Source organism: Streptosporangium sp. NPDC002607 (genome assembly GCF_053592655.1).
Map to the genome: position 1 here is coordinate 22,818 of NZ_JBSFWD010000064.1, position 23,053 is coordinate 45,870.

Annotated in this window: 24 protein-coding genes; 20 read left to right on the forward strand and 4 right to left on the reverse strand. The window is 70.2% G+C overall.

Annotation, left to right across the window (positions count from 1 at the left end):
* Positions 1–65: 65 nt before the first annotated feature.
* On the forward strand, positions 66–683 hold the full coding sequence (locus tag ACWD3H_RS41290; RefSeq protein WP_030924556.1) for a DUF47 domain-containing protein: 618 nt from the start codon (positions 66–68) through the stop codon (positions 681–683).
* Positions 684–1,688: an inorganic phosphate transporter gene (locus tag ACWD3H_RS41295; protein WP_355557199.1), complete on the forward strand. Its 1,005-nt coding sequence runs from the start codon at positions 684–686 to the stop codon at positions 1,686–1,688.
* Positions 1,689–1,739: 51 nt separating this feature from the next.
* On the opposite strand, the gene mshD is transcribed toward ACWD3H_RS41295, so the two are convergent.
* Entirely contained in the window at positions 1,740–2,672 is a 933-nt protein-coding gene (mshD, locus tag ACWD3H_RS41300; protein WP_355557202.1) for a mycothiol synthase, read from the reverse strand.
* 131 nt (positions 2,673–2,803) lie between these two features.
* Here mshD and ACWD3H_RS41305 point away from each other — a divergent pair, with 131 nt between their 5' ends.
* On the forward strand, positions 2,804–4,600 hold the full coding sequence (locus ACWD3H_RS41305) for a bifunctional metallophosphatase/5'-nucleotidase (protein WP_451958893.1): 1,797 nt from the start codon (positions 2,804–2,806) through the stop codon (positions 4,598–4,600).
* Positions 4,601–4,835: 235 nt separating this feature from the next.
* Here ACWD3H_RS41305 and ACWD3H_RS41310 read toward each other — a convergent pair whose 3' ends face one another.
* Entirely contained in the window at positions 4,836–5,549 is a 714-nt protein-coding gene (locus ACWD3H_RS41310) for a response regulator transcription factor (RefSeq protein WP_355557207.1), read from the reverse strand.
* Positions 5,550–5,755: 206 nt separating this feature from the next.
* On the opposite strand from ACWD3H_RS41310, the gene ACWD3H_RS41315 reads away from it, so the two are divergent.
* The 9 genes from ACWD3H_RS41315 to ACWD3H_RS41355 all read left to right on the forward strand — a co-directional run bounded on the left by ACWD3H_RS41315 (position 5,756) and on the right by ACWD3H_RS41355 (position 10,481).
* Entirely contained in the window at positions 5,756–6,007 is a 252-nt protein-coding gene (locus ACWD3H_RS41315) for a MoaD/ThiS family protein (RefSeq protein ID WP_350951827.1), read from the forward strand.
* A gap of 95 nt (positions 6,008–6,102) precedes the next feature.
* Positions 6,103–6,783 carry an LmeA family phospholipid-binding protein gene (locus ACWD3H_RS41320; RefSeq protein ID WP_451958894.1) on the forward strand — a complete coding sequence of 227 codons (681 nt, stop codon included), beginning with the start codon at positions 6,103–6,105 and terminating at the stop codon, positions 6,781–6,783.
* A gap of 48 nt (positions 6,784–6,831) precedes the next feature.
* Positions 6,832–7,344: a sigma-70 family RNA polymerase sigma factor gene (locus ACWD3H_RS41325; RefSeq protein ID WP_030924537.1), complete on the forward strand. Its 513-nt coding sequence runs from the start codon at positions 6,832–6,834 to the stop codon at positions 7,342–7,344.
* Positions 7,341–8,144 (forward strand): anti-sigma factor family protein, encoded by an 804-nt coding sequence (locus tag ACWD3H_RS41330; RefSeq protein ID WP_451958895.1) that lies wholly within the window; start codon positions 7,341–7,343, stop codon positions 8,142–8,144. The genes ACWD3H_RS41325 and ACWD3H_RS41330 overlap by 4 nt, the downstream gene beginning before the upstream one ends.
* Before the next feature lie 132 nt (positions 8,145–8,276).
* Positions 8,277–8,693, forward strand: a complete 417-nt coding sequence (locus tag ACWD3H_RS41335) for a thioredoxin domain-containing protein (protein WP_433372241.1) — start codon at positions 8,277–8,279, stop codon at positions 8,691–8,693.
* 91 nt (positions 8,694–8,784) lie between these two features.
* Positions 8,785–8,868, forward strand: a complete 84-nt coding sequence (locus ACWD3H_RS41340; protein WP_350911956.1) for a putative leader peptide — start codon at positions 8,785–8,787, stop codon at positions 8,866–8,868.
* Between the two features lie 63 nt (positions 8,869–8,931).
* On the forward strand, positions 8,932–9,330 hold the full coding sequence (locus ACWD3H_RS41345) for a DUF4395 domain-containing protein (RefSeq protein ID WP_355557217.1): 399 nt from the start codon (positions 8,932–8,934) through the stop codon (positions 9,328–9,330).
* Between the two features lie 15 nt (positions 9,331–9,345).
* Positions 9,346–10,185 (forward strand): sulfurtransferase, encoded by an 840-nt coding sequence (locus ACWD3H_RS41350; protein ID WP_451958896.1) that lies wholly within the window; start codon positions 9,346–9,348, stop codon positions 10,183–10,185.
* Positions 10,185–10,481, forward strand: coding sequence for a DUF1416 domain-containing protein (locus tag ACWD3H_RS41355; RefSeq protein ID WP_350911168.1), 297 nt, complete (start codon positions 10,185–10,187; stop codon positions 10,479–10,481). The genes ACWD3H_RS41350 and ACWD3H_RS41355 overlap by 1 nt, the downstream gene beginning before the upstream one ends.
* An 87-nt stretch (positions 10,482–10,568) precedes the next feature.
* On the opposite strand, the gene ACWD3H_RS41360 is transcribed toward ACWD3H_RS41355, so the two are convergent.
* Complete coding sequence (locus ACWD3H_RS41360; protein WP_451958897.1) at positions 10,569–11,597, reverse strand: DsbA family protein; 1,029 nt, start codon at positions 11,595–11,597, stop codon at positions 10,569–10,571.
* Between the two features lie 60 nt (positions 11,598–11,657).
* Between ACWD3H_RS41360 and ACWD3H_RS41365 the strand changes: the two genes are divergently transcribed.
* The 5 genes from ACWD3H_RS41365 to ACWD3H_RS41385 all read left to right on the forward strand — a co-directional run bounded on the left by ACWD3H_RS41365 (position 11,658) and on the right by ACWD3H_RS41385 (position 19,920).
* Positions 11,658–12,209, forward strand: a complete 552-nt coding sequence (locus ACWD3H_RS41365; protein WP_451958898.1) for a TetR/AcrR family transcriptional regulator — start codon at positions 11,658–11,660, stop codon at positions 12,207–12,209.
* A 257-nt stretch (positions 12,210–12,466) separates the two neighbouring features.
* Entirely contained in the window at positions 12,467–14,416 is a 1,950-nt protein-coding gene (locus ACWD3H_RS41370; RefSeq protein ID WP_350911174.1) for a hypothetical protein, read from the forward strand.
* A 277-nt stretch (positions 14,417–14,693) separates the two neighbouring features.
* Positions 14,694–17,666, forward strand: coding sequence for an ATP-binding protein (locus ACWD3H_RS41375; protein WP_355557230.1), 2,973 nt, complete (start codon positions 14,694–14,696; stop codon positions 17,664–17,666).
* 261 nt (positions 17,667–17,927) lie between these two features.
* Positions 17,928–19,214 carry a MurT ligase domain-containing protein gene (locus ACWD3H_RS41380; RefSeq protein WP_355557233.1) on the forward strand — a complete coding sequence of 429 codons (1,287 nt, stop codon included), beginning with the start codon at positions 17,928–17,930 and terminating at the stop codon, positions 19,212–19,214.
* On the forward strand, positions 19,204–19,920 hold the full coding sequence (locus tag ACWD3H_RS41385; protein ID WP_355557236.1) for a type 1 glutamine amidotransferase: 717 nt from the start codon (positions 19,204–19,206) through the stop codon (positions 19,918–19,920). The genes ACWD3H_RS41380 and ACWD3H_RS41385 overlap by 11 nt, the downstream gene beginning before the upstream one ends.
* A gap of 62 nt (positions 19,921–19,982) precedes the next feature.
* Here the strand turns inward: ACWD3H_RS41385 and ACWD3H_RS41390 are convergent, their stop codons facing one another.
* Positions 19,983–20,345, reverse strand: coding sequence for a DsrE family protein (locus ACWD3H_RS41390; RefSeq protein ID WP_451958899.1), 363 nt, complete (start codon positions 20,343–20,345; stop codon positions 19,983–19,985).
* 361 nt (positions 20,346–20,706) lie between these two features.
* Here ACWD3H_RS41390 and ACWD3H_RS41395 point away from each other — a divergent pair, with 361 nt between their 5' ends.
* From ACWD3H_RS41395 to iscB, 3 genes are all read left to right on the forward strand, one after another.
* Positions 20,707–21,375 (forward strand): LysE family translocator, encoded by a 669-nt coding sequence (locus ACWD3H_RS41395; protein ID WP_451958900.1) that lies wholly within the window; start codon positions 20,707–20,709, stop codon positions 21,373–21,375.
* A 76-nt stretch (positions 21,376–21,451) separates the two neighbouring features.
* Positions 21,452–21,961: an FABP family protein gene (locus ACWD3H_RS41400; protein ID WP_355557248.1), complete on the forward strand. Its 510-nt coding sequence runs from the start codon at positions 21,452–21,454 to the stop codon at positions 21,959–21,961.
* Between the two features lie 437 nt (positions 21,962–22,398).
* The coding region (iscB, locus tag ACWD3H_RS41405) for an RNA-guided endonuclease IscB (protein WP_451958901.1) at positions 22,399–23,053 on the forward strand (655 nt) is incomplete at its 3' end.

Consider the following 23,053-nt stretch of genomic DNA (forward strand, 5'->3'; position numbering starts at 1 on the left):
TTCGCATTTCCGCTGGTAACCCGTACCCTTCTCTGCGGACCATCCCCGCACATCTGGAGAACGACGTGCGCCTCCGTCTCACACCAAGTGAGGACAGCTACTACGACTTGTTCGCAGACTCGGCGAACAACCTCGTCACAGCGTCCCGTCTGCTGGTAGAGATCATCAGTGACGGATCGGACAGGGAAGCTCTGGCCGAGAAGATGCGCGCATGTGAGCACGCCGGTGACGAGCGTACTCACGCGATCATGAACCGGCTCAACGAGAGCTTCATCACCCCCTTCGACCGCGAGGACATCTACCGTCTCGCCTCGAACCTCGACGACGTGATGGACTACATGGAGGCGGCCGCCGACCTCATCGTCCTCTACCAGATCGACCACCTCCCCAAAGAGGTGGTCCGGCAGGTCGAGGTTCTGGAACGTGCCGCCGAGCTCACCGCCGAGGCCATGCCACGGCTGCGCTCGATGAAGAACCTCAACGAGTACTGGATCGAGATCAACCGGCTTGAGAACCAGGCCGACCAGGTCTACCGCCGCCTTCTCGCCAAGCTCTTCGGCGGGGAGTACGACGCGTTGACCGTCCTCAAGATGAAGGAGGTCATCGATCAGCTCGAGATGGCCGCCGACGCCTTCGAGCACGTGGCCAACACGATCGAGTCGATCGCGGTCAAGGAAAGTTAAGTGGATCTCACGCTCGCACTCGTCATCGGCGTGGTGGTCGTAGCGTTGGTGTTCGACTACACCAACGGCTTCCACGACGCCGCGAACGCGATCGCGACCTCCGTCTCAACGCGCGCGCTGACGCCGAGGGCCGCGCTCTTCATGGCCGCGGCCATGAACTTCCTGGGTGCGCACCTCGGTACGCAGGTGGCCGCGACCGTCGGCAAAGGCATCATCGACGCTCCACAGGGAAGCCACGGTCTCGTCATCGTCGGCTCGGGCCTGATCGGCGCGATCACCTGGAACCTCATCACCTGGTACTTCGGCCTTCCCTCCTCAAGCAGTCACGCGCTGATCGGCGGTCTGGTCGGCGCCGCGCTCGCCTCGGCGAGCAACGTCCACTGGGACGGGGTGATGGAGAAGGTCGTCATCCCGATGATCCTGTCTCCGGTGATCGGCTTCACCCTCGCCGGGCTCATCATGATCGGCATTCTGTGGGGGTTCCGGCGCTCCCAGCCGTCGAAGACCAACCGGGGCTTCCGGTACGCGCAGACCGTCTCCGCGGCGGCGATGGCGCTGGGTCACGGTCTCCAGGACGCGCAGAAGACCATGGGCGTCATCTTCCTGGCCCTCGTGGTCGGCGGCTACCAGCATGACGGCGACCCGATCCCGCAGTGGGTCATCCTCGCCGCCGCCACGGCCATCTCGCTCGGCACGTACGCGGGAGGCTGGCGGATCATGCGGACGCTCGGCCGCCGGATCATCGCGCTCGACCCCCCACAGGGATTCGCCGCGGAGACGGCCGCGGCGACGGTGCTCTACACCGCGGCCATCGGCTTCGGTGCCCCGATCTCGACCACTCACACGATCACCAGCGCGATCATGGGCGTCGGCGCCACCAAGCGCCTTTCCGCCGTGCGCTGGGGCGTCGCGGGCAACATCGTGACCGCCTGGGTTCTCACGATCCCGGCCGCCGCGTTGGTCGCCGCGCTGTCCTACTTCGCGCTGCACTGGATGATCGAGTAGTACTCCAGGTGGACCAGATCCCTCGGGGGGACCTGGTCCACTTCAAGTCCGTCAGGCACTGCCCTTCCGGTACATCACGTCGACGTCCCAGCGGGTGAAACCCAGCCCCTGGTACAGGCGGATCGCCGCGGAGTTGCTCTCGTCGACGTACAGCATCACGTGGGTCAGGTCTCGCGAGCGCAGGTGGGCCAGGCCCGCCAGGGTCAGTGACCTGCCCAGGCCGCCGCCCTGCTCGGCGGGGTCGACGCCGACGACGTAGACCTCGCCGATCGGCTCGTGCGCGTGGTCGCCGTCGCCGTGCACCTTGGTCCAGTGGAAGCCCACCAGCCGGTCGCGGCCCTCGGGGCCGCCGGGCCGTACGGCGAGGAAGAACCCGGCCGGGTCGAACCAGGGTTCCCGCTCGCGCAGCTTGAGGTCGTCAAGCGTCCACGCGCCCTGCTCGGGGTGGTCGGCGAAGGCCTTGGCGTTGAGGGCGAGCCAGGCCTCCTGGTCTGAGGTGCCGGGCTCGAAGGTGCGGAGCCGTACGCCCTCGGGGAGGTCGAAGCCACCGATGTCGGCGGTGAGGGGGCGGCGCATCTGCCACAGCGACCTCGCCCTTTCGAACCCCTCCGACAGGGCGAGGGCATCGGCCGCCGGGTGTCCGCCGTGCGCCCACAGCCGCAGGTGCCCGCCGGCGCGGTCGAGTACGGCCCGCAGCAGCCGCCGTCCGTATCCCCGCCCGCGGAACGCCGGGTGGACGACCAGTTCCCCGCTGGGCCCCTCGACGGGGTCCGTCGGGTCCAGGTGGGCGTAGCCCGCGAGGTCGTCCCCGGCGTACAGGAGCACGGCTCCGGCCCGCTCGTCGCCGCCGTAGCGCAGGTGCAGCATGACATGTTCGTTGAGTGGCCGGACCCCGTCGGCCTTCGTGGCCGCATCCACCACCGCAAGGACCTCGGACACCTCTTGTTCGCCGAGTAGCCCCCGGTGTTCAACACGCACATTCATGTTCTGGACTCTAGGCGGGTACACGTCCTGGGAGAGCACCGGGGACTGGCAAAAGCCGCCAGCTACCGGTCGGGTGAATCGTTATCTCTCGGACATTCCTTGCACAGATAGTCCCCTTAGTGTCGTGGACCATGATGTCTCGTTCCTTCCTGCGGCTGACCATGGCGTGCGTGCTCGCCGGGGCCGGTGTCACGCTTGCGATTGGGCCAGCCGAGGCGGGCAACAAGCCCGCCAAGACGGTGCCGGTCCGCCTGCTCTCCCTCAACGATTTCCACGGCAACCTTGAGCCGCCGACCGGTTCCTCCGGCCGCATGGTCGACGAGAACGGCGCCACGGTCGACGCGGGTGGCGCCGCTTACGTCGCCACCCACCTCAAGCAGCTGTCCGACAAGAACACGCTGAAGGTCGCCCAGGGCGACCTGATCGGCGCGACCCCGCTGATCTCCGCGGCCTACCACGACGAGCCGTCGGTGGAGTTCCTCGGCAAGATCGGCGTCACCGCCTCCGCCGTGGGCAACCACGAGTTCGACGAGGGGTACGCCGAGCTCAGGCGGATCATGAACGGCGGCTGCCACCCGGTGGACGGCTGCTCGCCCGCGGGCAGGTGGAAGGGCGCGGCCTACAGCTACCTCGGCGCGAACGTCGTCTTCAAGCGGCCGGCGCAGGGCGCGGAGAAGCAGGCGCTGGACGCCCTGGGCGGGACGAACACCCCCTCGCTGCGCGCTCTGCTCAAGGACTACGGCATCCCGGCCCTGCCCCCGGTCGCGATCCGCTGGATGAACGGCGTGCCGATCGGGTTCATCGGCCTGGTCACCGGGAGTACCCCGAGCATCGTCACCTCGGAGGGCATCAAGGACCTCGACTTCATCGACGAGGTGAAGGCCGCGAACGTCGCGTCCAAGCTTCTCAAGATCGTTGGAGTCAAGGCCCAGGTCGTGCTCGTCCACGAGGGTGACCAGGTCACCGCGGGCCAGTCGCCCGACAGTTGCAGCGCCCAGCCGGGCGCGGGCAACCGGATCGCCACGCAGGTCGACGCCGAGATCGACATGATCCTCAGCGGCCACTCCCACCAGGCCTACCTGTGCACGGTGGCCGACCCCAAGGGCGCCAGCCGCCTCTACAGCCAGGGTGGTTCCTTCGGCCGGGTCATCACCAAGGTCGACTTCCAGGTGGACGTCAAGACCCGCGACGTCGTGCGCTCCTCTGTCGTGGCCGACAACCAGGTCGTGACCAGGACCGTCACCCCCGACCCGGAGATCAGCGCGTTCGTCCAGACCTGGAAGGACCGCGTCGCGCCGGTGGCCAACCGGCCGATCGGCAAGATCACCGCGGACATCACCAACGCCGCGTCCGCATCCGGCGAGTCCTCGCTGGGCAACCTGATCGCCGACGGCCAGCTCGCCGCGACCAGGACCGGCGGCAACGCCCAGATCGCCCTGATGAACCCGGGCGGCGTGCGGGCCAGCCTCACCTACGCGGGCTCGCCCGCCGGTGAGGGCGACGGGGTGGTGACGTACGGCGAGGCGTTCACGGTCCAGCCGTTCAACAACCTCATGCAGGCGGTCACGCTCACCGGTGCGCAGCTCAAGACCGTTCTGGAGCAGCAGTTCACCGGCGGCCCCAACGCCCAGCCGTTCACCAAGATCCTGCAGCCCTCGTCGAACTTCACCTACACCTACAGCGCGAGCGCGCCGTGGGGTTCGAAGATCTCCGCCATGAAGATCGACGGTGTCGGCGTGACGGACACCCAGACGATCAGGGTCGCGGCCAACAACTTCCTCGTCGGTGGCGGTGACGCGTTCGCCGCCTTCACCGGTGGCACCGACCTGTGGAGCGGCCCGCTCGACATCGACGCCTTCGCCGCCCACTTCGCGGCGAACCCGTTGATCACGCCCCCGGTTCCCAACCACATCACGGTCGCTCCGTAACAGGGGCGAAAGGCACGACGCACGCGTCAGACCTGCCGGATGCCTCCGGTGGGTCTGGCGTGATGCCGGGAACCCGGGCCCACGGGGCGCGGAGGCACCGGTACGGCCGCGGGCGCGCGAACTCACCGGTCGGCGGCCGACCTGGCACCTTGGAGAGAGGCCAGTGCCGATCGCGGCGGGAGTGCCCGTCTCCCGCTCCCGCGCGGCGATCGTCGCGGGGTGGGAACCGCTCGTCCTACTGGCGGGCGGGCTCGCGCTCCTCGACGGCCTCGTTGCCGCGCTCGGGGACGAACCGGTAACCGACGTTGCGGACCGTTCCGATCAGTGCCTCGTACTCGGCGCCGAGCTTGGCGCGGAGCCGCCGGACGTGGACGTCCACGGTACGGGTGCCGCCGAAGTAGTCGTATCCCCAGACCTCCTGGAGGAGCTGGGCACGGGTGAAGACCCTGCCCGGGTGCTGCGCCAGGTATTTCAGGAGCTCGAACTCCTTGAAGGTCAGATCCAGCGCGCGGCCGCGGAGCCGGGCGGTGTAGGTGGCCTCGTCGATCGACAGGTCACCGTTGCGGATCTCGTCCGGCACCTCCTCGGCGGCGGCCAGGTTGAGCCTGCCCACGGCCATCCTGAGCCGCGCCTCGACCTCGGCGGGACCGGCGCTGTCGAGAATGACGTCGTCGGCACCCCATTCCGCGGTCAGCCCGGCGAGACCGCCCTCGGTGACGATCACCACCAGAGGGCAGGAAACGCCCGTGGTGCGGAGCAGCCTGCACAGGCTCTTGGCCTGGACGAGCTCGCGGCGTGCGTCCACCAGGATCGCGTCGGCGGGCGGGGCGTCGAGCAGGGCGGACGCCTCCGCGGGCACGACACGTACCGAGTGCAACAGCAGCCCCAGCGCCGGGAGCACCTCAGTCGAGGGCTCAAGGGCGTTGGTGAGCAGTAGGAGATTGCTCACAATGCCTCCTTCCCGCGTCATGTCGGCGATAGCCGTACAAACACGTAAGGACCCGGGGGCTACGTTGCCCAGGTCCCGTAGTACGTGAGGATAACCCACGAGGAGTAAGCGTCCAGCGAAGGTCCACCTGGTGAACACCGGTTCTCCGAGTGGATTCGCCGTAATGGTGTGGTAACCCTGTGTGTGTTCGAGGAGTTGATTCACAGGTGGCGACGGGCACTGTCAGATATTGGGCCGCGGCCAAGGACGCGGCGGGCATCGCGGAGGAGCCTTTCGAGGCCGAGACCCTTGCCGAGCTGATGACGAAAATCACACCGGGCCGTGAAGAGCTGGCCCGCGTGCTGAAGCGGTCGTCGTTCCTGGTCAACGGGGATCCGGTGGGCAGACGGGCGCACGAGACGATAGTCCTGGCCGAGGGGGCGACGGTGGAGGTGCTCCCGCCCTTCGCGGGGGGTTGATCGGGTGCTGTCGCCGGCACGGCGTTTCGTACAGGATTGCAGGGGGAGGGCACGCGAACGGGCCCCCTCGGGCCGGAGAATGAACAGGGAGTCGGATGCGCAAGCTGATCGTTTTTCTGGTCCTGCTGCTCGCTCTCGTCGCGATCCTGGACAGGGTCGCCGTCGCCGGAGTCCAGCGTGAGATCGCCACGCAGGCGACGGCCAAGTACGACCTGGAGTCCCCGCCAGAGGTCACCATCGAGGGCATCCCCTTCCTGACCCAGGCGATCGCCGGGCGCTACGAGGAGGTCAAGGTCGCCGCAGGCGCGATGACCGTCTCGGGTGTCGCGCTGTCGAGCGTGGACTTCACCCTTTACGGTGTCACCGCGCCGCTTGCGGACCTGGTGCTCCGCCCCCAGCAGGTCGACATGCGCGCCGAGCGCGTGGTGGGGTCGGTGGTCGTCCCGGTGAAGACGCTCAGCCAGCGGGCGCCCCGCGGGATCAAGGTCGACGTCGTGGGCGACGCGCTCAACGTCAGCGGGGAGATCACCGTGCTGGGGCAGAAGGTGCCGGTGAAGGCGGCGCTGAAGGTCGAGATCGTCGAGGGCGGCCTGCAACTCGTCCCCGGGAAGGTGACCCTGGGCGGCGGCATCCCGGTGCCCGATCCCGAGCGGTTCATCAACTTCCGGATCCCGATCGGGAAGCTGCCGTACGACGTCAAGCTGACCGACATCAAGGTCGCGCCCGAGGGCCTGCGCATCTCGGGTGAGGCCTCCGATGTGCCGCTGAGAGGCTGAACGTGCCCCGTGTCTGAACCGGATCGTCCCGCCGTACGTCGTGGGGATGTGAGTCAAGCCGGAACCGCCGACGAGCAGCTCGTCAGAGCGCTCTTCGACGAGCACGGCGGGCCACTCTACGGTTACGCGCTGCGGCTGACGGGCGACTCGGGGAGAGCGGAGGATGTCGTGCAGGAGACGCTGTTGCGGGCCTGGCGCCATCCGAACGCGTTCGCCGGCCGCTCCATCCGCGCGTGGCTGTTCACGGTGGCCCGCAATCTCGTCGTCGACCAGCACCGGGCACGTAAGGCGCGCCCGCCGGAGACGGGCGACGAGGCGCTCGCCGTGGTGCCCGCCGATGACGAGCTGGAGCGGGCGGTGGAGTCGTGGGCGGTCGCCGAGGCACTGGCCGCGCTGCGGCCCGAGCACCGCGAGGTGCTGGCCGAGGTCTACTACCAGGGGAAATCCGTCGCGGAGGCGGCCGCGTCGCTCGGCATCCCCGCCGGAACGGTTAAGTCGCGCACGTATTACGCGCTTCGGGCGCTCAAGCTGGCGCTGGAGGAGCGGGGGCTCGCGCCATGATGACCTGTGACGAAGTACGGATGTCGCTCGGGGTCTACGTGCTCGGAGCCCTGGAGCCGGACGAGCGCGTGCTCGTCGAGGCCCATCTCGCCGAGTGCGCGGAGTGCGCGGCGGAGCTCGCCGAGCTGAACGGGGTGGCGACGTTCCTCGGCAGGGTGTCCGAGGACGATGTGGCGCAGGTGGCGAGCCCGCCTACGGCGGTGCTGGAGCGGCTGCTCAGCGCCAAGGTCAAGCGGCGTCGCATCACCCGGCTGATGCTCTTCCTGGCGGCCTCGGTCCTGGTGGTCGGGCTCGGTGGCGGGACCTTCTGGGCCGTCATCCAGTCCCCGGGGGACGTCGCGACGGTCGCCGGGTCCGCCGCGCCCGAGTCGGCCGCGGACCTGAGCACTCAGGAGTACGCCGAGCCTCTCTCGGCCTCGGCCTCCGCGCCCGAAGCCAGGGCCAAGGCCTCTCCCACCTCCGCGCCCAGCGCCGACTCGCAGCTCCTGCTCGCCCCGAGCGACCTGCGGGTCACCGGGGGGGACGGCACGATCCGCGCGGTGGTGACCGCGTCCGCCGGACAGGGGGCGACCACGGTCAAGGTCGTGCTCACCGGCGTGGCCAAGGGCACGCGCTGCCGGCTGGACGTGATCGGGGACGGTGGCGTCAGGGAGACGGCGGGCAACTGGACCGTCAACCGGGCCGCCTATGACAAGTCGGGCGCCTTCACGGGCACCACGACGATCCCACCGGAGCGCATCACGTCGTTCGAGATCGCCACCGCCGAAGGACGGGTGCTGCTCACGGTCGACGTCCCCTGAGCCTGTCCGGCGCCGCCGGGGCCGCGCGGCAGGCGAGGGCGTTCGGTGCGGGGGCGTTCCGGGCGCGGAAACGGCGCCGGATGGCTGAGCGGCGCGGGAATGGCTCGGAGCGCCCGCCTGTTGTCGTGTTCCGTGACCGGATTGACGGTGGTGGTCGTCACTCTCGCCCTCGCCACGCTCGTGGGCGTGGTGGCGCGGCGGCGGAACGGCGTGGCGCGAGAGGTGAGGGGCGAGGTGGAGCGGCTCACGTCCGGCGACATCCACGCGGAGCTGGGGGAGCGGGCCACGCTGGTGCAGTTCTCCAGCTCCTTCTGCCAGCCGTGCCGGGCGACCCGGCGGATCCTCGACGAGGTGGCGGGGATGGTGCCCGGCGTCGCGCACGTGGAGATCGACGCGGAGTCCCACCTCGATCTGGTCCGGTCGCTGAACATTCTGCGCACCCCCACCGTCCTCGTCCTCGACGCGTCAGGGCGGGTGGTGCGGCGCGCATCCGGCCAGCCCAGGAAGGCCGACGTGATCGGCGCTCTAGGTCTGGTGATCGACGGATGAACGGGTCACCCTATCGTTCCTCAAATGATCACGTCTCAGAAATTGGACAGGGATGTGACAGATGGCGGGACGCCGGGGTACTGTCGTGGACATGAACCCCACGACAGAGCTGCTCACAAAGCGGCGCGCGGTTGATTTCTGCCGCGTGACCACCGCGCTCTGTCGTATTTCCTAAAGGGCGATCTCAAGCGGCCGTCGAGCCGCACCGATCTGCACAACCCTTCAGGAGCATCAAGCGATGCAAGCTGATCCCCGAGCTCTCCGCTTCACCGCGGCCGTCACAACAGTCGTGCTCGCGCTCGTCCTCGTGACGGGCAGTGCGTGGCTGCTGGTTGCACAGGCCGTGGCGTTCGCACTGGGCACTCTCGGCCTCTCGCCGTACGGGATGGTTTTCAAAGGGATAGTGAAAAGCCCTCCGAAGGAGTTGGAGGACGCCGGCCCGCCGCGCTTCGCGCAGGGAGTCGGCCTCACCTTCGCCCTGGTGGGCTTGGTCGGATACGTCGCACAGATCACGCCGCTGGCCCTCGGGGCCACCGCGGCGGCACTTTTCGCCGGATTTCTCAACGCCGCTTTCGGCTTCTGTCTCGGCTGCGAGATGTTTTTGATCATTCGCCGCCTACTACCCGCCGCACGATGATCCTGGAGGATCAAAATGAGCCGCTCCGCCGTCCTGGTCGACGCTGACTGGGTCGAGGCCAACCTCGATACCCCCGGTGTCGTTCTCGTTGAAGTGGACGAGGACGCCAGCGCATATGACAAGGGCCACATCCGTGGCGCCGTGAAGGTCGACTGGAAGAAGGACCTGCAGGACCCGGTCCGCCGTGACTTCGTCGACCGCGAGGGCTTCGAGGCGCTGCTGTCCGCCCGTGGCATCGCGGGCGACGACACCGTGGTTCTCTACGGTGGCAACAACAACTGGTTCGCCGCCTACGCGTACTGGTACTTCAAGCTGTACGGCCACGAGAACATCAGGCTTCTCGACGGTGGCCGCAAGAAGTGGGAGCTTGAGTCCCGCGAGCTGGTCAAGGACGTTCCCAGCCGCCCCGCCACGGACTACAAGGCCAAGGAGCAGGACCGGTCCCTGCGCGCCTCCCGCGACGAGGTCGTCGCCGCGATCGGCAAGCTCAGCCTGGTCGACGTGCGCTCGCCCGACGAGTTCACCGGCAAGCTGCTCGCCCCCGCGCACCTTCCGCAGGAGCAGGCGCAGCGTGTCGGCCACGTGCCCACCGCCCGCAACATCCCGTGGTCCAAGGCTGCCAACGACGACGGCACCTTCAAGTCCGACGAGGAGCTCAAGGCCCTCTACGAGGGCGCGGGTGTCGACTTCAGCAAGGACATCATCGCCTACTGCCGCATCGGGGAGCGCTCGGCCCACACGTGGTTCGTGCTGCACGAGCTCCTCGACCAGGCCAGTGTCAAGAACTACGACGGTTCATGGGTTGAGTACGGCTCGCTGGTCGGCGTGCCGATCGAACTGGGAGAGGCTCGATAATGACTCAGGGATGCGCTGCTCCGGAACAGACGATTGCCCTTCCGGCCGGGATCGATCTTACGAACCAGGCCGTCATCCAGGGCGTGGTCACGGGCGCGGGCACGGCCTACGCCCGTCTGCTCGACCACTCCGGTGAGTTCACCGGTGAGGTCGTGGTGTCCGAGGAGGGAATCTTCCGCTTCTTCGCCGCCCCCGGTGACTGGACCGTCCGCATCATCGCGGGCGGCGGCGTCACCAAGGACATCCCGGCCCAGGCCCGCCTGGGTGAGGTCACCCAGCTCGCGGTGTCCGTCTGACCCTTCGGTCCGACGCCCGCCGAGCCGGCTCGGTAAAAAGGACCGGCACTCCCTCGGGGGAGTGCCGGTCCTTTTGGTCAGGCCAGGTCAGCCGGCCAGCCGGTGCTCGACGCGCCGGAGGGCGTCGAGGTAGTCGGGCTCTGGGGACATGGCCGCGGCCAGGCGCAGGTGTGGCAGGGCCTCGGGGTGGCGGTTGGCGCGTTCGAGGGTCCTGCCCAGCAGGAATCGGGCGTAGTGGTCACCGGGGGTGCGCTCCAGCAGCGACTCCAGCGTCTCGCTCGCCCGGCCTAGCTGGGCCGAACCAAAGTAGGCGCGGGCCGCCAGCAGGCGGACGGCGGGGTCCCCGCCGTGCTCGGCCATCAACGGCTCCAGGGTCCGCAGGGCGCCGAGGGGATCTCTGACACCCAGCAGGGCCTCGGCCTGGCGTAGCCACCTGACCTCGTCGGGGAGTTCCCGCCGGGGAGCGGCGTGCCGCACCAGGTCGGCGAGGACCTCGGGCGGCTGCGCGCCCGCGACCGCCGTGTCACCCACCACGAAGGTCGGCGAGGTGGCGATGCCGGCGGCCTTGCCGCGCAGCAGCTCGGAGCGGACCTCCGCCGCCCCCTCGCCGCGCTCCAGAGCCTCGGTCATGCCCCCGAGTCCGGCCTCGGCGGCGAGCGCTGCCAGCGTGCCGCGGTCTCCGATGTCGGAGCCCTCGACGAAGTGGGCACGCAGGATCCGCTCCACGACCGCGTCCTGGAGCGCCGCGCCGCCGCGGCCGTAGGCGAGGGCGACGACCCGGTGGGCGTCGAACGTGTTCGCCCGCCAGACCGCTCCCCAGCGCCGCCCGCCGTCGTCGGCGCGCTCGCCGATCCGCTCCGCGGCGGCGACGCGCGAGACCCGGGCCCGGTTCTCGGCCGGGGTCAGGACGGGGTGGCAGGCCCGCAGGGCACCCTCGGCGACCGGGTCGCGAAGGGCGTCCTGCAGCGGCTCGGACCGTGCCGGAGCCATCGGGTCGATGAGGTACGGGCGCCAGACGATCTCCACGTCCGCGCCGAGGTCGGCCTGCTCCAGCCGTCGCTTGCCGATGTAGGCCCACGCGCAGACCATGTCGGCCCAGACTTCGATGCGCTTCATGGCCGCTACAACAAACGACAGGTGTCGTTTATTCGACAGGTGTCGTTTAAAGTTGACGGCGTGCCCGGAGACGATCCCAGAATCCGCAGAACCCGCGCCCGGCTGCGGTCCGCCGCCCTGGAGTTGACCGCCGCGCGCGATCCCGACTCGATCACCGTCGCCGAGATCGCCCAGCTGGCCGGGGTGAACCGGGCCACGGTCTACGTTCACTACCGTGACCGCGACGACCTCGTGCTCGATGCCATGGAGGCCGCGTTCAAGGAACTGGCCGCCGAGGCCGCGCGGTGTCCCTACCGGGAGCCGGGGCCGGTGCCGGCGTCGCTGGTCGCGCTGTTCGAACACGTCGGTGAGCGAGCCCCGCTCTACCGGCGGATGCTCGGACCCTCCGGCAGCGCCCGCTTCTGCGCGCGGCTGCGCGAGGCGTTGGTCGCGGAGCTGCGCGGCCCCTTCGCGGCGGGCTCCCGGCCCCCCGGGCACGACGAGGTGCCACCGGAGATCCACGCCCATCATGTGGCGGGCGCGCTGGTCGGGCTCTTCACGTACTGGCTGGGAGAGCATCCGTCCCGTCCGGCCGAGGAGATCGCGGCGGTGGCGTGGAACCTGATCCGCTGATGTGGACCCCGGTGGCCGGGAGTGGACGACGCCGGTCCGGCGATCCCCGGCGTCGTCAGGAAGGTCGTCACTTTCGGGGAGGGAGCGTGGGCGCCGATGGCGATCGGCGACGTCCATCCCATCCGACTCATCGATCCCTTAAGTGGTGGTAAAACTGGGGAAAATACAGCGGATTGACGGGAACGCTGCCCGAATATGATGTCGAACTCTTACGCTGTCTCAGAGGCTTCCGATGAGCCCGATGGCGGAGGGGTTCCGTGGCGGACGTGCATCCCGAGCATGCGCAACTCCAGGCGGACCGGATCTACCTGGGCTGGCAGTATGCGCTGTTGCACCCGGATCCAGGTCCGGCTCCCAAACGACCCTCGCCGGTGGAGAATCCCGCGGAGCCCGTCGACCCCGAATGGGTGCGCAGGGAACGCCTCAACGAAGACCTCCTGAACCGGCCGGTCAAGATCGTCCGTGCGTTCATGGCCGCACTCGCCACGCTGATCCTCGTCCTCGGCCTCACCGAGATGCTGAGCTGGTCGTTCGCCGTCGTCGGGGTGATCGCCGCCGGTGGCATCGCGGTGTTCTGCAGCTACGCCGTCCACCAGGGCGACCGGGCGGTCCGCCACCGCATCAGGGAGCGGGAGGTGGCCGGTGACCGGCTACGGGAGGAACGGGATCGGGAGCTCTTCGCCGCCCAGGAGGAGCACGCCGCCCGCTACCGGGAGTGGGCCGAGAAGAAGGAGCGCCACGACCGCCAGCTGACCTGGTACGCGGTGGCCGTGCCCGACGAGATCGACCGGATCGACGTGGCCGGCGGCACGCTGCCCGGCTGGTCGGCGCTGATCACACTGCTCGGCGCGACCCGCCTCTACAGCGGTGGCCACCTGACCGTGCTCGACCTGTCCGAGGGCGCGATCGCCAAGGACCTGATCGAGTTGGCGCGCAGGGGCGGTGACGACCCGCTGGTCTGGGTGCTGCCGGTCGACCTCCCCAAGCTCGACCTGGGTGCCACGCTGGCCCCCGAGGCGTTCGCCGACGTCCTCGCCCACGTCGTGAGCGTCAGCGAGGAGCACCGCACGACCAGGGACCTGTCGTTCGACAACGCGATCCTGGAGCGGGTGCTGGAAGTCCTCGGTGAGAGTGCCACGATCAACCAGGTCACCGCCGCGCTGCGCGCCCTGGCCCAGGTCGGCGACCCCCGGGAGGACCTGCGGTGCGGCCTGATCACCGCCACCCAGCTGGAGCGGATCGGCACGCTTTTCGGCCGTGGCGTCAGCGACCGCGTGGTGATCGAGCGGGCCTGGGCGCTGGAGTCGCAGCTGCGCAAGCTGGAGACCCTCGGCTCGGAGGCGGTGCGCCTGCCGCCCGCGCGCCTGCGGGTCGTGTCGATGGACCGCCAGGCGGGCGTGTTCGGTAACCGCGTCCTGGGCACGTACGTGGCCACCGCGCTGACCCACATCCTGCGCCAGTCGCCCGCCTCCGAGCGGCCCTGGTACCACACGATCATCGTCGCGGGCGCGGACAAGCTCCGCGGTGACGTGCTGGACCGGCTCATGGACGCCTGCGAGACCTCCAGGACCGGGCTGGTGCTCACCTATCGCTCGCTGACCCCGACCGTGCGGGAACGGCTCGGGCGCGGGCATGCGGCGGTCACGTTCATGCGGCTCGGCAACGCCGAGGACGCCCGGATCGCCAGCGAGCACGTCGGCACCGAGCACCGCCTGGAGCTCGCCCAGCTCACCGAGACGATCAGTGCCGCCGGGGCCGGTATGGACGGCGGCTACATCTCCACGGTCGGCCAGGCGGAGGAGGGCGACGACGAGCGCGACGTGAGCCGCGCGGACCTCAAGGAGGACATCACCTTCTCCACCGAGTGGGGCCGCCGCGCGACCAAGGCGATGGGGGAGACGGAGCGGGTGTTGCACCGTTCCCGGGAGTTCCTCGTCGAGCCTCACCAGCTCCAGCAGCTTCCCACCACCTCGGTGATCGTCACCGACGCCACCGCCGAGGGGCGCAGGGTCCGTCTCGCCGATGCCAATCCGGCCATACTGACCTTCCCCAAGACGACGCTGGGCGAGTTCGACGAGATCAAGGAAGCCGTGCTGGAGCGCGTACAGGAGAGCAAGGCGGAGCCACGCGAGCCGAGCCCGTTCGAGGACGCGCCGCCCAACCTCGGCCCGCCTCCGGCCAGGCTCGACTGGCGCCGCCGCCAATGAGGTCCGGGCCCGCACCGCCGACGAGCCGGTGGGCGGGGATTCGGCCGGTGGGGATCCGGGTAGCGATGATCCCGTCGGGGACGGTATCGCCGGGCATGCCAACGGGGCGTCCGTATGTCGTAATGGGATGGTCAATGTGGAGGTGCGAGCCCCGAGTCAGGTTCGACCGTGGTTACGGGGGTGACCTACCCCCGATTACGCGTCGGCCGGTATGGCGGAGTGATCCGTGAAGCGTCAACCCTCCGGCCTGGAGCCGGGTCCCCCGGGTGGAGACCAAATGCAGCCAAGTGTGTCCCGTCCGCCCAACGCCCTGACCGGTCCCTGGTACAGAATCCAGGCGATCACAGCGCCCTCGCGCAGTTCCTCCGCCGAGTGGGACTTCGTCACGGTCCTGCCCGCCGTGCTCTCCACGGCCCAGCGCAACCGGCCCTTCGTGGTCGGCTGGCTCTCACGGGGGTCCGGCGCCCCGCTGGAGCTGATCACCAACGCGGGGCCGCTGACTCCGCCGCGCCCGCCCCGCAGGGCCGCCACCGAGGTCGAGCACGCCCCCGGCGGTCCCGAGCCGCTGCTCTTTCCCAGCGGCGCCCGCGGCGTCCGGATCGGTGACGAGTGGCTCCGCGACCTGTCCGACCTGGTGTGGACCATCTGCCCCGGCCGGCAGGCCCCGCCGCTCGGCGGCCGTCGCGAGCCGGACGCCGACGAGATCAGGCGGCCGACGCTTTTCGAGTCGACGCTGGTCACGCTCATGTCCCGGCCGTTCGCCTGGCTGGTGGTGGCCGAGCAGACCGACCTGCTGGACGCCGAGGTCGCGCACCTGCGCACCCAGCTCAACGTGTTGCGGCAGTACGGCGACGCCTCCGAGCGCTCCCGCTACGACGCGGAGCGGGCCGAGCGGCGCATGCAGGAGCTGGACGCCTTCCGCGAGGCGGGGCTGTGGAACGTCCGGTTGCTGGCCGGGGCCGCCGGTCCCGAGGAACTGCGCCAGATCGCCCCGGTGCTCGTCGGCTCCGCCGAGATGAGCCACCACCCCTACCGCCTGCGCAGCGCGCTGTCCGGCCCCGTACACGGTTTCGCCGAGGCGCTGGCGGTGACCCTGCAGGATCCGGCGGACGGTGCCGCCGCCCCGTTCGCGGCCACCGCCGGGGCGCTCGCCGCCCTCGCCGGGCTGCCGCACCGGGAGGTGCCGGGGGTACGGGTGCTCGACGCGGGCTTCTTCGACGTGACCAGCGAGGCCGACACCGCGCCCGGCACGCCGGCCGTCGAGCTCGGGGCCATCCTCGACGGCCAGGACAGGCCGGTCGGCTCGTTCAGGGTCCCGCTGGCCACCCTCAACCGGCACGCGTTCGTCACCGGCGCCACCGGCTCCGGCAAGTCCCAGACCGTCAGGCACCTGCTGGAACAGCTCACCGGCGCGGGCGTCCCGTGGCTGGCCATCGAGCCGGCGAAGTCCGAGTACGCCTCGATGGGCGGCCGGATCGAGCACCTCGCCCCGGTGACCGTGATCAACCCGTCCGCCCCGGAGAGCGTGCCGTTCAGCGTGAACCCGCTCGCTCCCGAACCCGGCTATCCGGTCCAGGCCCACATCGACATGGTCCGGGCGCTGTTCATGGCGGCCTTCGACGCCGAGGAGCCGTTCCCGCAGATCATGTCACTCGCCCTGCAGCGGGTGTACGAGGCCAACGGGTGGGACGTGGTCACCGGCTGGGCCGCTCCCGGCGCCGCCGTGCGGCCCGCCGTGCCGACCCTCGAACAGCTGCAGCGGCACGCGATGGAGGTGATCAAGGAGATCGGCTACGGGCGGGAGGTCCAGGCCGATGTGGAGGGCTTCATCTCGCTGCGGCTGCGGTCGCTCCGGGTCGGTTCCGCCGGCCGGTTCTTCGAGGGCGGCCACCCCGCCGACATCGGCGACCTGCTCCAGCGCAACGTGGTGCTCGCGATCGAGGACGTCGCCAACGACGAGGACAAGGCGTTCCTGATGGGCACGCTGATCATCCGGATCGTGGAGCACCTGCGGATGCGGGCCAGGAAGGAGCGGAGCAGCGGGCTGAAGCACGTCATCGTGATCGAGGAGGCGCACCGGCTGCTTCGCGACCGGGGCGCGGGGCGGGCCAGCACGCACGCCGTCGAGCTCCTGGCGGGCATGCTCGCCGAGATCCGCGCGTACGGCGAGGGCATCGTGGTCGCCGAGCAGATTCCCACGAAACTGGTCTCCGACGTCGTGAAGAACACCGCGCTGAAGGTCATCCACAGGCTCCCCGCCGAGGACGACCGCCGGCTGGTCGGGGCGGCGACGAATCTGAGCGAGGAGCAGTCCCGGCAGGTCGTCTCGCTCCCGCCCGGTGTCGCCGCGGTCTTCGCCGACGGCATGGACCGGCCGCTCCGCATCCAGGTGCCGCTGGGCGAGGACCGCGAGCGCCCGGTCCCCGGCCACACGCCGCCCATCTGCGGCCGCCGCTCGGCGGCGTGCGGGCAGGAGTGCCGCAACGGCCGGGCGTGCACGCTGGTCGAACTGCGCGAGGCGGACCTGCTCGCCGAGGCGCCCGAGTGGGCCTGGCTGCGGATCTGGACGGACACGCTGGTGCTGGCGTTCTGTACCAACAGGCCGGCGCCCGGGGTGCCCCGGGCGCTGGCCGACCTCTGGGCGGAGCTCCCGGCACGGCGGCGCGAATGCCTGCTGGCCACGACCGCCGAACGGTGCGTGGGCCGCCGCGCGTGGTCGTTGCGGACCGTCCACGACCCGGCCAAGCTGACCGAGCAGGTCGCCGCGATCGCGACCAGGCTGCTCGGTCCCGATCGCGACCCCGGCGAGCGGCCCGGACCCGCCTGGGTCATCCCGCAGGTGCGGTGGCTGCATGAGGTGGACCGGCTCTTCCCGCACGGCCAGCCCGCGCCCAACCCGCGCGGCTCCGCGCCGGTCATGGAGTACGCCCTGTTCAACCGGCCCGCGGGCGGCTCCGAGCTGCTCGGCCACCGGGCCAAGGCGCTCCGCCACCACCCGCTCTCCATGGAGGTGGACCGCAACCGGGAACTGGCCTGGCGGGTGATCCTCGGCGACGACGAGCGCGAGAGTGTGGAGCGCGACATCCTCACGGTCACCATCGGCATCGACCCGGCCGAGCGGCTCCGGCACGTGGCCCAGACGATGGGGGCAGGCTGGCTGGAGAGCGTGCTGTCGTGGCCGCACCGGTTCGTGCTGCCGTTCGACGCCGATTCGCAGGAACCCGTCGAACTCGCGTTCGCCGAGCAGTGAGGCGTGGCCGGGAGGGATATCCGGCCACATCTCCCGCTGCGAGCCTGTGGAGTTCGTTCCCGCCGTATGGTGAGAGCGGTCTGGTCTGCGGCCTTTACGCTTGACCATCACCGGCCGGGGTGTGTGACGTGCCGTCCGGGGGTGGGGGTGCCGAAGCCCGGCTAAGATCTGCGGCATGAACGATTCGGCGATTCCGGCCCCGCGGCCGGGCCGGCCGGCCGCCGGGTCGTCCCGCGAACGGTCGCCAAGCGAGGAGACGGCATGACTCAGCTTCCGCTGCGGGCGCAGCTCGCCACCGCTCTCGGCCGGACGGCCGCGACCCTGTCCCGGGTCACCGGACGCGGAGACGGGTCGGTGATCGGAGGCCGGGTCAGCATGCTCCTGGAGCCCGACCTGCTGCGCCAGCTGGCACGCGACCGCAAGCTCGCGCTGGTGAGCGCGACCAACGGCAAGACCACGACGACCCGCCTGATCACCTCCGCACTGTCGGATCTCGGCGACGTCGCCACCAACGCCTTCGGCGCCAACATGCCCGCCGGGCACGTCTCGGCACTGTCGTCGGCCAAGCACGCCCCGTACGGGGTGCTTGAGGTCGACGAGAAGTACCTGCCCGAGGTGATCGACACCACCGGCGCCGGGGTCATCTGCCTGATGAACCTCAGCCGGGACCAGATGGACCGGGCGGGCGAGATCTGGCTGCTCGCCCAGAAGTGGCGGCGGGCGCTGGCCGGCAAGAACACCCATGTGATCGCCAATGCCGACGACCCGCTGGTGACCTGGGGCGCCTCCACCGCGGCCTCGGTCACCTGGGTGTCGGCCGGGCAGCCGTGGAAGGAGGACTCCTGGTGCTGCCCCGAGTGCGGCGGCCCCCTCGACCGCAAGGGCATGGAGTACGTTCCGCCGGGCAGCCTCGGCTCCGGTGCCTCCTCGCAGGCCGGGGAGAACGACTGGGCCTGCCGCGAGTGCACCTTCCGGCGGCCTGAGCCGTCCTGGGTGCTCGACGACGACGCGGTGATCGACCCGCGCGGGCAGCGCTGGGTGCTGGACATCCAGCTCCCCGGGCGGGCCAACCGGGCCAACGCGGCGATAGCGCTGGCCACCGCCGAGGCGTTCGGGCTGCCCGTCGAGCGGGCGCTGCCCCGGCTGCGCGAGGTCAGGTCGGTCGCCGGCCGCTACACCACCGTGGAGCGCGACGGACGGCACGCCCGGCTGCTGCTGGCCAAGAACCCGGCCGGCTGGCTGGAGGCCTTCGACGTGCTCGACTCCTCGCTACCGGTGATCCTCTCGGTCAACGCCCAGGGCCCCGACGGCCGCGACACCTCATGGCTGTGGGACGTCGACTACCGCGTGCTGCGCGGCAGGCCGGTCTTCGTGACCGGTGAGCGGCGGCTCGACCTCGCCCTCCGGCTGGATGTGGCGGACGTGCCGTTCCAGCTGGCCGGATCGTTCGAGCAGGCGCTCGGCGCGCAACCGCCGGGCAAGGTCGACGTGATCGCCAATTACACCGCCTTCCAGCAGATTCGATCGGAGTTCGGTCGTGCAGTCTGACAGCGCTCTACGCCTTGTCTGGATTTATCCGGACCTGTTGAGCACGTACGGCGACCAGGGCAACGTCCTGGTCCTGGAGCAGCGCGCCCGGCGCCGCGGCATCCCGGTCGAGACCGTGCACGTGCGCTCGGCCGACCCGGTCCCGGAGAGCGGTGACATCTACCTGATCGGCGGCGGCGAGGACCGGCCGCAGATCCTGGCTTCCGAGCGGCTGCGGCGTGACGGCGGCCTGCACCGGGCCATCCAGCGGGGCGCGGCCCTGCTGGCCGTGTGCGCGGGCTACCAGATCATGGGCACCACCTTCGGCGGCGAGGAGGGGCAGCCGGTCGACGGCATCGGCCTGATCGACATCTCCAGCGGCCGCGGTGCGGGCCGGGCCGTCGGTGAGCTGGCCGGGGAGGCGGACCCGGCGCTCGGCATCCCGACGCTGACCGGCTTCGAGAACCACATGGGCGTCACCCGGCTCGGGCCCGGTGTCCGGCCACTGGCGCGTACGGCGGTCGGCACGGGTAACGGCGACGGTACCGAGGGCTGCTACACCGGCAAGATCGTCGGCACCTACCTGCACGGTCCGGCGCTCGCCCGTAACCCAGGCCTCGCCGACCTGCTGCTCACCTGGGCGGTGGGCGCCCAGTTGCCGCCGATCGACGACTCCTGGTTCGAGCGCCTCCGCGAGGAGCGCCTGGCCGCGGTGCTGCCCGGCTGACGCCGGAAACCGGCCGTCCGGCCTTGCCGGGCGGCCGGAGGGCGTGCCTCACCAGGCGGCGTTCAGTAGACGAGAGCCTGGACGCCTTCGCCCAAGACCTCCTCGACGAACGTGGGGGCGCCCGCGATGCGGATGCCCTCGATCACGTCGTCGACCGTTATGTCGCGCCGGGCCGCGCACTGGGTGCACAGCGTCACCCTGCCGCCGGCGAGCACCGCGTCGAGCAGGTCGCCGAGCTGGGCGGCGTGCGGGAGGGTGAACTCCTTCGCCCGTCCGGGGAGGGCGAACCACGCGGACTCGCCGGTCAGCCAGAGCGAGACGGGGACTCCGCTCGCCAACGCCGCCGCGGCCACCGTGAACGCCTGGTTGCAGCGCTCGGGTGAGTCTTCGCCGACGGTAACCTTGATCACCAGTGATCGTGCCATGCCCGAAGCCTATGCGGGTCCGCCTCGCGGGCGCGAACCATATCAGGGCGGTTCCAGGTCCTGTTTCCTGGATCTTTTGCCCACCGCGGTCGGTCGGGCGGCGCCGCACCGCGTTGCCGCCGCTCCCTCCTCCGTCCCGCCGGTGCTGTGGCCGGAAACGATCAACGGGTTCACGGGTAGCCGTTCGCACCGGCTGGATGTGCGGTGGTGGAGCCGGTCAGGAAGGGCAGAGGTCGCGGCGGATCGTGCGCCGTTGGGGCGGCCGATCACTCTCACCCACACCGTTTCGGTGACGGCACCGGCGACGCGCGGCCGCCGCGTTCCGCGCGAAACGCGTTGAACAGGTGGTACGCGCACAATCATGATGAACGTCATGGACCTCATCTCCTCCCTGCCCGCCTTCATCCTGGCCGTGGTGCTGATCTCCGCCTCGCCGGGGCCGGCGATGGCGCTGATCCTGCGCCGTGCGGCCCTGCGCGGCTTCTCCGGCGCGGTGCCCACCGTGCTGGGCCTGGAAGCCGGTCTGTACCTGTGGGCGTTGCTCGCCGCCGCCGGGCTCGCCGCCCTGGTAGCCGCCTCCGAGGTGGCCTTCCTCGTCCTGCGCGTGGTGGGCGCGGGTTTCCTGCTGTACCTCGGGGTCAAGGCCTGGCGCTCGGCGTGGCGCGGGCGGGAAACCGGCGGGGTGGCCGAGGAGGTCGCGGTCGGGGAGCCGGTGCCCGGCTCGGCGCTGACCTGGTGGAAGGCGTTCGGCGAGGGATTGGTGGTGATGCTGGCCAACCCGAAGGCCGCCGCCTTCATGATCGCGTTCTATCCGCAGTTCGTACCGGCCGACCAGCCGCTGTTCGCCACGACCGCGCTGCTCGCCGTGCTCCAGGTGGTCATCGAGATCGTCCTGTATCTGGCGCTGGCGGCCGTGGTCGGGCGGGCCGGCGCGTGGTTCCGCCGCCCGGTGATCCGGCGTCGGCTGGACGCGGTCAGCGGTACGGTCCTCGTCGCGCTGGGGCTGCGGGTGGCCGTCGAGGGCCGTTGACGCGCCGGAGCCGAGCGAGTGTCTGCCCGGCCCTCACCACGGCGAGCGTCGTGCGACAGGGCCTAGGCTCGGACCCATGGACGTTCCCGAACTGCATCCCGATCTTGAGCCGATCGCCTTCCTCGTGGGCGTGTGGGAAGGCGCCGGCGTCGGGGGATATCCGACGATCGAGAGTTTCAACTTCGGCCAGGAAATCGTCTTCGGCCACAACGGCAAGCCGTTCCTGACCTACAACAGCCGCACCTGGCTGCTCGACGAGGCGGGTAACAAGGTCCGCCCGCTGGGCGTCGAGACCGGTTTCTGGCGCCAGCTCCCCGGGCGTCAGCTGGAGGTGTGCCTGTCACATCCCACGGGCATCGTGGAGGTCTACGTCGGTGAGGTGGTCTTTCACAAGATCGAGCTGCATACCGACGTGGTGGCCCGCACCGCCACCGCCAAGGAGTACACCGGAGGCCACCGCCTCTACGGCCTGGTCAACGGCAACCTGATGTGGGCGTACGACATGGCGGCCATGGGCCAGCCGATTCAGTCCCACATCTCGGCCGAGCTCAAGCGGGTCGGTGACTTCGTCCCCGACGCCGGGTGAATTCCCGAAGGGGCGCGAGCCGGGTACCGGATGAGCGCTCCTGCTCGCACCCGGGGGCGACAGCGGCAGGGCGCTGACTACGCTCTGTGGAGTCAACGACCCCCTCCTGAGGGAGGGGGCTTGAGGCGCGGTGATGCGCTTCGAAGCCCCGTGTTGACCAGCCCTGGCCATCACGAACTGGAGGTGTGATCCAGATGGCTACGTTGAACACAAGAGCGCAGACCGACCTTGGGGTGCTTCCTCAGCTCCAAGCTCTCGAATCCGTGGGAGCAGACACGCCCGAGGGTGGGCACGAAACGGCTCACGGACACCGCCTCGCGGCGGTACCTGGTGTTCACCATGGGCGAGGGGAGACCGGTCCGGCCGCACCGCCGCACCGGCGTCACCCCGAGGGCGCTTCGGCGCCGGAGGGAGCGAACCTTGCGGTTCACCCGGCCGTGTTCGTCCTCGACAAGCGCGGCCACCCACTCGACCCCTGTCACCCTGCCCGTGCCCGCCGCCTACTGGCGGCCGGGCGAGCGGTGGTTCACCGCCACACCCCGTTCGTCATCCGCCTCAAAGACCGCGATACGGCGACCTCGACCATCAAAGGCGTACAGGTCGGCATCGACCCCGGCTCCAAGCACACCGGCCTGGCCGTGTTCACCGATCATGACGGGAGCCGGGCCGGACGGTATGCGATCCAGCTCGACCACCGGGGCATGCTGATCCGCGACAGACTCGCCTCGCGGGCCGCGTACCGGCGAGGTAGGCGGTCGCGGAACCTGCGCTACCGCGCCCCCCGGTTCCTCAACCGCACCAAGCCGAAAGGGTGGCTCGCGCCGTCGCTACGCCACCGCGTCGACACCACCGTGTCGTGGGTGGCGCGGCTGACCCGGTGGGCGCCCGTCACCGCCGTGCATGTGGAAAAGGTCTCTTTCGACACCCATGCCCTGTCGGCCGGGCGGCCGCTCGAAGGAGTGGAGTACCAGCGGGGCACTCTCGCCGGGTACGAGGTCCGCGAATACCTGCTGGCCAAGTGGGGGCGCACCTGCGCCTACTGCGGCGCGAGCGGCCTACCGCTCAACCTCGACCACATCCACCCCCGCAGCC